This window comes from Vibrio sp. 10N.239.312.D08 (genome assembly GCF_041466145.1).
In the GTDB taxonomy this organism is placed as follows: domain Bacteria; phylum Pseudomonadota; class Gammaproteobacteria; order Enterobacterales; family Vibrionaceae; genus Vibrio; species Vibrio crassostreae_C.
Map to the genome: position 1 here is coordinate 1 of NZ_JBFSSD010000082.1, position 10,803 is coordinate 10,803.

Annotated in this window: 8 protein-coding genes; 7 read left to right on the forward strand and 1 reads right to left on the reverse strand. The window is 45.0% G+C overall.

What is annotated here, in order from left to right:
* Nucleotides 1–185 precede the first annotated feature (185 nt).
* On the forward strand, nucleotides 186–1,388 hold the full coding sequence (locus AB6D58_RS23770; RefSeq protein ID WP_102393838.1) for a methyltransferase: 1,203 nt from the start codon (nucleotides 186–188) through the stop codon (nucleotides 1,386–1,388).
* Between the two features lie 155 nt (nucleotides 1,389–1,543).
* Here the strand turns inward: AB6D58_RS23770 and ald are convergent, their stop codons facing one another.
* Entirely contained in the window at nucleotides 1,544–2,668 is a 1,125-nt protein-coding gene (ald, locus tag AB6D58_RS23775) for an alanine dehydrogenase (RefSeq protein WP_017060246.1), read from the reverse strand.
* 156 nt (nucleotides 2,669–2,824) lie between these two features.
* Between ald and lrp the strand changes: the two genes are divergently transcribed.
* The 6 genes from lrp (at nucleotide 2,825) to AB6D58_RS23805 (ending at nucleotide 10,695) form a co-directional block, all read left to right on the forward strand.
* Nucleotides 2,825–3,319, forward strand: a complete 495-nt coding sequence (gene lrp, locus AB6D58_RS23780; protein ID WP_004734558.1) for a leucine-responsive transcriptional regulator Lrp — start codon at nucleotides 2,825–2,827, stop codon at nucleotides 3,317–3,319.
* Between the two features lie 163 nt (nucleotides 3,320–3,482).
* Nucleotides 3,483–6,665 carry a DNA translocase FtsK 4TM domain-containing protein gene (locus AB6D58_RS23785; RefSeq protein WP_372106192.1) on the forward strand — a complete coding sequence of 1,061 codons (3,183 nt, stop codon included), beginning with the start codon at nucleotides 3,483–3,485 and terminating at the stop codon, nucleotides 6,663–6,665.
* A 75-nt stretch (nucleotides 6,666–6,740) separates the two neighbouring features.
* A complete protein-coding gene (lolA, locus tag AB6D58_RS23790) occupies nucleotides 6,741–7,337 on the forward strand; it encodes an outer membrane lipoprotein chaperone LolA (RefSeq protein ID WP_017060248.1) in 597 nt (198 codons plus the stop codon).
* A 64-nt stretch (nucleotides 7,338–7,401) separates the two neighbouring features.
* Nucleotides 7,402–8,757: a replication-associated recombination protein A gene (locus tag AB6D58_RS23795; RefSeq protein WP_372158735.1), complete on the forward strand. Its 1,356-nt coding sequence runs from the start codon at nucleotides 7,402–7,404 to the stop codon at nucleotides 8,755–8,757.
* Nucleotides 8,758–8,899: 142 nt separating this feature from the next.
* Nucleotides 8,900–10,207, forward strand: coding sequence for a serine--tRNA ligase (serS, locus tag AB6D58_RS23800; RefSeq protein WP_017060250.1), 1,308 nt, complete (start codon nucleotides 8,900–8,902; stop codon nucleotides 10,205–10,207).
* Between the two features lie 221 nt (nucleotides 10,208–10,428).
* Nucleotides 10,429–10,695 (forward strand): DksA/TraR family C4-type zinc finger protein, encoded by a 267-nt coding sequence (locus tag AB6D58_RS23805; RefSeq protein ID WP_017060251.1) that lies wholly within the window; start codon nucleotides 10,429–10,431, stop codon nucleotides 10,693–10,695.
* Nucleotides 10,696–10,803: the final 108 nt, after the last annotated feature.

Consider the following 10,803-nt stretch of genomic DNA (forward strand, 5'->3'; position numbering starts at 1 on the left):
TTGTACGGTGGTGTGAGAGGACGGAGGCCGTGAGGCCTCCTCCTACTCGATTAATTATGTGTCATCCTCAAACGTTCGCATCTCGATAACTTTTCTTTACACTGACTCTCTTTGCGCCGCATCTCATATAGTGCCTTTCTATTTCGGCCTCTACCCCCTACAATCCACCCATCATAGGGGGAAGCATGCATTCACGATTTAAAATACTCGACTCATTTTTGTTAGAGCACCAAATTTATTGGCGTTCAGAGCCTTTTCACCTATGCCAAACTCAACAGCAGCCGTGGAAAGAGGTCAATCGTCCACTCGTTGATTGGTTAGAAAGCTTAGATAATGAAAGCATTCAAACCTTAAAAGAGCAGCCTCAGCTTTTGATTGAGGAACTGACTCGTTTCCTACCTGAATTAGAAACTGCTACCCAAAACATCCAGTTCGATAACACTGCTTTGGTTGGTTTAGACCTCCCACGTGGTACTGCTGATGGTATTCCTGGCCGAAAGCTACATCAAATTGTCGCAATGGGCGAGGCTGCATTATGCCATCACCATGGCAAAGAGTGGCTCGAGTGGTGTTCTGGTAAAGGCTTTCTTGGTCGAATCCTATCTCAGCAATCGGATCAAAAAGTCACTAGCTTTGAATGGCAGCAATCGTTATGCGAAAGCGGACAAAAGATTGCGGATGACCAGAAGTTAGCGATGGATTTTGTTCAAGGAGATGCGTTTTCAGACAAGGCCGATGACGTGTTTAATTCGTACCAACATGCCGTGGCCCTTCATGCTTGTGGTGATCTTCATGTTGAGCTAGTTAAAAAGTCAGTGTCACATGGGCTACCAGCGGTCACTATTTCTCCTTGTTGTTATCATCTTATTCGAGACGAAAACTATCAAGCGATGTCTTCTATCGCGAAAAGCTCAGCATTAACGTTAAGTAAGAGCGACTTGAGAATCCCGCTTCAAGAAACCGTTACTGGTGGTGAAAGAGTAAAAAGACATCGTCAACTAGAGATGAGCTATCGTCTAGGCTTCAGCCAGTTGCTTAAGGCTGAACTTAACATTGACGAATACATTCCTGTACCGAGCATCAAAAAATCAGAGTTAGCTGAGGGTTTTGAATCTTTCTGCCGTTGGGCATCTGAAGTGAAAGAGCTATCGCTGGGCTCAGATATTGATTTTGACTCTTATTTGATTCAAGGCGAAGCGCTTTTCTGGGAAATGGAAAAGCTGAGTTTGGTTCAACAAGTCTTTAGACGACCATTAGAGATATGGCTGGCTTTAGATCGCGCTATCTATCTGCAAGAGCAAGGTTATGAAGCTACGATTGAAGAGTTCTGTGAACGCAGTATTACGCCAAGAAATCTATTGATTCATGGGGTTAAAATCGAGCGCTAGTGGTAAACTGTACTGTTACGTGTTTTTACGAACTAAATCCATTAATGCAAAAAAGCCAGCGCGACATAATGTCGTACTGGCTTTTTGTTTAATGTGTATGAGTTAACTGAACGCTTCAACGAGAAGATTATTGCGTTCAGTTAGTCATTACATCATTAGTTAAACATTGCGATTGCTTCTGCTGGGTCTACGTATTCAAGGTCAAAGCTTTCTGCAACTTCTTTACAAGTTACTTTACCGTGAATAACGTTTAGACCTTCTAGGAAGCCTTCATCAGATAGAAGTGCTTCGCGGTAGCCTTTGTTCGCTAGCTTAACAATGTAAGGAAGTGTTGCATTGTTTAGTGCGTAAGTTGAAGTACGAGCAACAGCGCCAGGCATGTTTGCAACACAGTAGTGAACTACGTCATCAACAATGTAAGTTGGGTCTGCGTGAGTGGTTGCGTGAGAAGTCTCGAAACAACCGCCTTGGTCGATTGCAACATCAACAACTGCTGAACCTGGCTTCATCTTAGCGATGTGCTCTTTTGTAACCAATTTTGGAGCTGCTGCGCCAGGAATTAGTACTGCACCAATTACTAGGTCTGCTTCTAGAACATGCTTCTCAATGGCGTCTTCAGTAGAATAAACCACTTTTGCGCGACCTTGGAATTCTTCATCAAGTCGACGCAGTGTATCTACGTTACGGTCAAGAATTGTAACATCGGCGCGAAGGCCTACAGCCATACGTGCTGCGTTAGCACCTACAACACCGCCACCAACAACAACAACTTTTGCTGGTTCAACACCTGGAACGCCACCAAGAAGAAGACCACAACCACCGTTAGATTTCTCTAATGTTTGTGCACCTGCTTGAATAGACATACGACCAGCTACTTCAGACATTGGTGCTAATAGTGGCAAGCGACCCATATTATCTGTTACAGTCTCATAGGCTACGCAGACAGCTTTGCTCTTGATAAGCTCTTCAGTTTGTGGAAAATCTGGTGCAAGGTGTAAATAGGTAAATAATATTTGCCCTTCGCGAAGCATAGCTCGCTCGACAGCTTGAGGTTCTTTAACCTTTACAATCATCTCTGCTTTCGCGAAAACGTCAGCAGCAGTAGGAAGAATGGATGCGCCTACAGCGATGTAATCATCGTCTGAAAAACCGATACCAGTACCGGCATTGGTTTCTACAAAAACTTGGTGGCCGTGTGAGATTAGTTCTCTCACGCTAGCTGGGGTCATACCAACGCGGTATTCGTGGTTCTTGATTTCCTTAGGTACGCCAATGATCATCCTGACTCCTCATTTTATTTTGGTTGTTTTATCTATGTGTAGGGTAATTCTGTCGAATTAATATCTAGTATAGATAGGTTTAGATAAAATTTGATACTGAATATTAAAAAGTTGTAGTATATTTTTTTGCAAGGAAGTAATAAGGTGGAATAAAAAATGGCAGACAATTATAAGAAGCCGTCCAAGGAACTAGATCGTATTGACCGCAACATTCTTAATGAGTTGCAAAAAGACGGTCGTATCTCAAACGTTGAACTCTCAAAACGAGTAGGACTTTCTCCAACTCCATGTCTTGAACGTGTTCGTCGTTTAGAACGTCAAGGTTACATTACTGGGTACACAGCGTTGCTGAACCCACAGTACCTTGATGCTTCACTTTTAGTGTTTGTTGAAATTACGTTGAACCGTGGTGCGCCAGATGTGTTCGAACAATTCAACACCGCTGTGCAGAAACTGGATGACATCCAAGAGTGTCATTTAGTGTCGGGTGATTTTGACTATCTTCTAAAAACACGTGTATCTGATATGGGTGCTTACCGTAAGCTACTGGGTGATACGTTACTTCGTCTACCGGGCGTAAACGACACTCGAACTTACGTAGTAATGGAAGAAGTGAAACAAACCAATCAACTTGTGATTAAAACTCGTTAGTCACAATTGGTGAAATGAAAGAAAGCGGACATTTGTTCCGCTTTCTTGCTTTCTGGAATTGGGTTTTTCTGTTTGATATGGTTAAATCAACAGTAGTTTCATTGAAACGAGCGGCTTTGGCCGCTCGAGATGTTTTTATCCCGTTTAATTATTAAGTTGGTTTATGTTCAAGCAGAGCAGTAATAAAGTAGAAACAATCATTAAAACGAGTGAAGAGCCTCAGTCTCCTCGTTTGAGTGGTTCTCAACGTCTCAAAGAGTGCAGTCTGATTCTCGGTGTTCTCTTCTCTATTCTACTTGCCGTTGCGTTATTAACTTTTAGTCCTGCAGACCCATCTTGGTCGCAAACGGCGTGGGGTGGTGACATTCAAAATGCGGGTGGCTACCTAGGTGCTTGGTTGGCGGATACGCTTTTCTTCGTATTTGGCTCTTTGGCTTACCCTCTGCCTATCTTAGTGACGGTTGCTGCGTGGGTTTTATTCCGCAAACGTAATGAAGACGAGCAGATCGACTTCATGCTGTGGGGCACTCGCTTACTTGGCCTGACTATCCTAATTCTTACGAGTTGTGGTTTAGCGGATATCAACTTTGACGACATCTGGTACTTTTCATCCGGTGGCGTGGTAGGTGACGTTTTAACAAGCCTTGCACTTCCAACGTTGAATGTTCTTGGTAGTACGCTGGTTCTTCTTTTCTTATGGGGTGCTGGTTTCACTCTATTAACCGGTATCTCTTGGCTAAGCATTGTGGAATGGTTGGGTGAATGTGCCATCAAATTTTTCACGTCTACTGTTAATAAGGCTCGTGGCCAAGACCAAGAGCTGCTTGAGCCTCAATTAAGAGAATCAGCAGACCGCGATTTAATCGAAGAACGTCATCAGCAGCATCAAGCGCCAACTTACCGCGATGTTCCTGCTATAGAAGGCAACAAAGAATCAACAGAGCATGATCCGCTAGATCCTGCGATGAGTTTTTCTGCGACCAATGAGTCGGCAGACGTGGCGACAAATGCGCGAGACAATGCTGCATCGCCGAAGCGTCATTACAATATTCATATGCCTGTCGATGCTCCTGCGAAACAAGAAGCTCCTGTTCATGAAGAACCTCAGGTTCAGCCTCAAGCGGTAATTGAGTCAGAGCAAACGATCCCTGCAGCAGCTGTTTACCAAGCGCCAGAAGAACCGCTAGAAGAAGGTATTGAGCGCTCTAAACAGTTGAATGCAACGATAGAGCAGCTAGAAAATGCGGCCATGTATGAAGATGACCTAGCAGAACAAGATCAGGTTGACGCGCATGATTCTCAGGTTGCTTACCAACAATACATGCAGAACGAACAACCAGAAGTTGGCCCTGCTCATGCTGACCTTAGAAGTGCTGAACCAGAATTAGATAGCTCACCACAAGTAAATGGCGAATTTGGTTCTGAAGATGTTCAACCTGAATCTTTATACGCTTCACCTATGGGCGAGCCAGAAGCAACCGTGGAAGACGATTTCTCTGCACAACCTTCACCGTTTGATGTTACGGAAGAGCAAAGCTACCAACAGGGCTCAGAGCTTGAATCAGAACAGGCTGAAGCTGAATTAGCTGACGCAGCATTAATCGAAGAACAGTTTGAACCTTTCCCTTATCAAGAAGAACATTCAGAACCTGAACAGCCAACAGCACAAAACCTAGAGCCAACTGTTGATCTTCCTTGGGAAGAAGTAACGGAAGAAGAACCTGCGCATCAAGATCAAGATCAAGATCAAGATGTCGCCGCATTCCAAAGCATTGTTTCTGAAGCCCAAGCGAATATGGCAGCGGCGCAGAATCCGTTCTTGGTTCAACAAGATGTTAATTTACCTAAGCCTGCTGAGCCATTACCCACGCTTGAATTGTTATTCCACCCTGAAAAGCGTGAAACCTTTATTGACCGTGATGCGCTAGAGGCAATTGCTCGTCTTGTTGAATCTAAGCTAGCGGACTACAAGATCAAAGCAGACGTTGTCGACATTTTCCCAGGTCCAGTAATCACTCGATTCGAACTTGATCTGGCTCCAGGTGTGAAAGTAAGCCGTATTTCTGGCCTTTCTATGGACTTAGCGCGTTCGCTCTCTGCATTGGCAGTACGTGTCGTAGAAGTGATTCCGGGTAAACCTTATGTTGGCTTAGAACTGCCGAATATGAGTCGCCAAACGGTATTCTTCTCAGACGTGGTTGCTAGCCCTCAGTTCCAAGAAGCGAAATCGCCAACGACAGTGGTTCTAGGACAAGACATCGCTGGTGAAGCCGTTATTGCTGATCTATCGAAAATGCCTCACGTTCTGGTTGCAGGTACAACCGGTTCTGGTAAGTCGGTAGGTGTGAACGTAATGATTTTGAGTATGCTTTACAAAGCATCACCGGAAGATGTTCGCTTCATCATGATCGACCCGAAAATGCTTGAGCTATCGGTTTATGAGGGTATTCCTCATCTATTGTCTGAAGTGGTAACCGACATGAAAGATGCGTCGAACGCCCTTCGTTGGTGTGTTGGCGAGATGGAACGACGTTATAAGCTGATGTCAGCATTAGGCGTTCGTAACATTAAAGGTTACAACGATAAGCTTAAGATGGCAGCGGAAGCGGGTCACCCAATTCACGATCCACTGTGGAAGCCGGGCGACAGCATGGACCCAGAAGCGCCATTGCTTGAGAAACTGCCTTACATTGTGGTTATCGTTGATGAATTTGCCGACCTAATCATGGTGGTTGGTAAGAAGGTTGAAGAACTGATTGCACGTTTGGCACAAAAAGCACGTGCGGCGGGTGTTCACTTGATCCTAGCGACGCAACGTCCATCAGTGGATGTTATTACTGGTCTTATTAAAGCGAACATTCCAACCCGTGTGGCCTTTACCGTATCAACTAAAACGGATTCACGAACTATCCTTGACCAAGGTGGTGCGGAATCACTATTGGGCATGGGTGATATGCTTTACTTGCCTCCTGGTTCTAGCCATACAACTCGTGTTCACGGTGCCTTTGCATCTGATGACGATGTACACGCAGTCGTGAATAACTGGAAAGCGCGTGGTAAGCCAAACTATATTGATGAAATCACCAACGGCGAACAAACTCCAGAAACCTTGCTTCCGGGTGAGAAGATGGAAGGTGATGAAGAGGTCGATCCTCTGTTTGATCAGGTGGTAGAACACGTTGTTCATTCACGTCGTGGCTCAGTTTCAGGTGTACAGCGTCGATTCAAGATTGGCTACAACCGTGCTGCACGTATTGTCGAGCAACTTGAAGCTCAAGGTATCGTAAGTGCTCCAGGTCATAACGGTAACCGAGAAGTCTTAGCACCAGCGCCACCAAAAGATTAGTTCCGGTAGGAACTCATAACTATTCAGTCGGTCAAATCGAAAATATGACCGACTTATGTTCTAACAGGATTATTGATGAAAAAAGTATTCGCACTTTTATTTATGAGCTTCTCAGTGTTTGCTTCTCCGAAAGAAGAGTTGAGTAGCCGCTTGGCATTAAACGCAGGCTTCAGCGCTGACTTTAAACAAGTCGTAACCAGCCCTGATGGTGATGTTGTTATGGAAGGTGAGGGCACGGTAGAGATTGCACGCCCAAGCCTGTTCCGCTGGGAGACCACGTTCCCTGATGAAAACTTGTTGGTATCTGATGGCCAAAGCTTGTGGTACTACAGCCCGTTCATTGAGCAAGTGAGCATTTATTGGCAAGAGCAAGCGACATCACAGACACCTTTTGTCCTGCTTACACGAAACCAAGAAAGTGATTGGGATAATTATAATGTGGCGCAAACGGGTAACCAATTCACGCTAACGCCAACTGCTGTCGATTCTAATCAGGGTGACTTCCAGATTAATATCACCGAAAAGGGCATTGTTCAGGGCTTTAATGTGATTGAACAAGACGGTCAAAAAGGTGAGTTTACCTTTAGCAATGTTGATTTGGGTAAACCTGCAGCAGACCGCTTTACTTTTGTGGCACCGGAAGGTGTCGAGGTCGACGACCAAAGAAACTGATCTAAACAAGCAGATCGTTTGGTAGTACGTCGATAGGCATTAATGCCATCAACGAATCAAGAGATTGCAATTGAGTAATTACAGCTTAGATTTTGCGGGGGACGAAGATTTTCGTCCCCTTGCTGCTCGTATGAGACCGGAAACTGTCGAACAGTACATCGGTCAGCAGCATATATTAGGCCCAGGTAAACCACTTCGCAGAGCGTTGGAAGCGGGCCATATCCACTCGATGATTTTGTGGGGGCCTCCGGGCACCGGTAAAACGACGTTAGCCGAAGTTGCAGCAAACTATGCGAATGCTGAAGTGGAACGCGTATCGGCGGTAACCTCGGGCGTAAAAGACATTCGTATTGCAATTGAAAAAGCGCGCGAGAACAAGCAAGCAGGGCGCAGAACCATCCTGTTTGTGGACGAAGTCCATCGCTTTAACAAAAGTCAGCAAGATGCTTTTCTGCCTCATATCGAAGATGGCACCGTGACCTTTATTGGTGCGACGACAGAAAACCCATCTTTTGAACTGAACAACGCTTTGTTGTCACGTGCGCGTGTCTACAAACTGACGTCCCTGAACACAGATGATATTTCTCTTGTCATTCGCCAAGCGATTGAAGATAAGCAACGTGGGTTAGGTGATGTGCCTGTTGATTTTGCTGATAATGTTTTAGATCGCCTTGCAGAACTGGTTAACGGCGACGCGCGTATGTCGCTTAACTACCTTGAACTGCTGTATGACATGGCAGAAGACAACAATAAAGGCGAGAAAGCGATAACCTTGCAGTTGTTGGCTGAAGTGGCTGGTGAGAAAGTCGCTCGTTTCGATAACAAGGGTGATATTTGGTACGACCTAATCTCCGCGGTTCATAAGTCAATTCGTGGCTCAAACCCTGATGCGGCCTTGTACTGGTCAGCTCGAATGATTGCTGCGGGTTGTGATCCTTTGTATATCGTTAGACGCTTGCTGGCGATTGCTTCTGAAGATATCGGTAACGCTGATCCTCGCGCCATGCAGGTCGCAATGTCCGCTTGGGACTGCTTCACTCGAATTGGTCCTGCCGAAGGGGAGCGTGCTATTGCACAGGCGGTTGTTTATCTCGCGTGTGCACCAAAGAGTAACGCCGTTTACACCGCTTGGAAGCAAGCGTTAACGGATGCACACAATCTGCCTGAGTATGAAGTTCCTCATCATTTACGAAATGCACCTACAACTTTGATGAAGGACATGGGCTACGGGCAAGAATACCGTTATGCTCATGACGAACCAGGAGCCTACGCCGCTGGTGAAAAGTATCTGCCTCCTGAAATGGGAGAGAAGCAATACTATTTCCCAACAAAACGAGGCTTAGAGACCAAAATTGGCGAGAAGCTAGATTATCTGGCGGATTTGGACGCAAAAAGCCCACAAAAACGCTATGAAAAGTAGTCTTTTTTGGATATCGTTACCTAGTCATAAAATTTCAATTAAATCGTTATAAATTGGTCGAAATAACACCAGTTTTAGGGGTTTAGCAGTGATTCAGTAGCAAGCTACTGAATATTCAAATAACTAAAGCATAGGATTAGCAATGCTGGATTCTAAATTACTTCGAGCTGAGCTGGATGAAACAGCGGCAAAATTAGCACGTCGAGGCTTCACCCTTGATGTAGAGACAATTCGTGAACTTGAAGAAAAACGTAAGTCCCTTCAGATGAAAACTGAAGAGCTACAAGCGTTACGTAACTCTCGATCGAAGTCCATTGGTCAAGCGAAAGCAAAAGGCGACCATGAAGAAGCTGAGCGTATCCTTGCAGAAGTAGGCAACTTAGGCGCAGAACTAGACCAAGCTAAAGTAGCATTGGCTGATCTTCAATCTGAGCTAGAAACGATCACAATGTCTATTCCTAACCTACCTGATGCAGAAGTGCCAGATGGTAAAGATGAAGACGATAACGTAGAAGTTTCTCGTTGGGGTCAACCTAAGACTTACGACTTTGAAGTGAAAGATCACGTCGATCTTGGCGAAATGTCTGGCGGTCTTGATTTTGCTAGCGCAGTTAAAATCTCGGGTTCTCGTTTCATCGTGATGAAAGGCAAATTTGCACGTCTACACCGTGCTATTGCTCAGTTCATGCTGGACCTTCACACTGATGAGCACGGCTACACAGAAATGTACGTACCGTATCTAGTGAACCACGATAGCCTTTACGGTACTGGTCAACTTCCTAAGTTCGGCGAAGACTTGTTCCACACAAGCCCGCTAACTGAGCAAGTAAGTGACGTACCTCTTAAGACTCTATCGCTTATCCCTACTGCGGAAGTACCGGTAACGAACATGGTTCGTGACACGATCACTGATGAAGCTGAACTGCCACTTAAGATGACAGCTCACACGCCGTGTTTCCGTTCTGAAGCGGGTTCTTATGGTCGTGACACTCGTGGTCTTATCCGTATGCACCAATTCGATAAAGTTGAATTAGTACAAATCACTAAGCCAGAAGACTCAATGGCAGCGCTTGAAGAGCTAACTGGCCACGCTGAGAAAGTACTTCAACTTCTAGAGCTTCCTTACCGTAAAGTGATTCTATGTACAGGTGACATGGGCTTCGGTTCTGCGAAAACTTACGACTTAGAAGTATGGGTTCCAGCACAAGAGACTTACCGTGAGATTTCTTCTTGTTCAAACATGTGGGATTTCCAAGCGCGTCGTATGCAAGCTCGTTTCCGTCGTAAAGGCGAGAAAAAACCTGAACTTGTACACACACTAAACGGTTCTGGTCTTGCTGTTGGTCGTACTATGGTTGCTATCCTTGAGAACAACCAAGAAGCAGATGGCCGTATTGCTATCCCAGAAGTACTTCAACCATACATGGGCGGCGTAACGCACATCGGTTAATTAGATTGATTAAGCATTAGGTTACTTATAAAACCCAGCCAACAGGCTGGGTTTTTTATTGCCTATAGAATAGTGCAGTGGCGAGAAATAAATAATTTTTGTTACCTATGTGTAATAGTGTTTTATTGATTTTGATAATTATTACAATCCTTAAATGTGGCTATAATATGCTCTTACCGCGGTAGGTATAGATTTTCTCGTTCAAATACTGAGGAGGGCTTATGGCCGTAGGATGGGCTGGTGACGATAGTGTCAGCCAGCAAATACAAAATACCATTGATGATGAGATCTCTCGTGTAAGAGGAAACCTTCGAGGTGGTGAGGGTTTGCGTTATTGTGATGAGTGTGGTGATGAGATTCCGGAACAAAGACGACGCGCGATCAAAGGCGTTCGTTTGTGTATAGAATGTCAGTCAATATTAGAGCATGACGCACATCGACATTCATTGTTTAACCGTCGAGCAAGTAAAGATAGCCAATTACGTTAAACTGACGGTTACCTTCAAGCAGTTAAGGCCTTACTTTTATGTAAGGCCTTTTAGTTGTGCGCCGAGCATGGCGTTGATCTAGGAGGTGAAAGTCCTCTACGGGCTCAG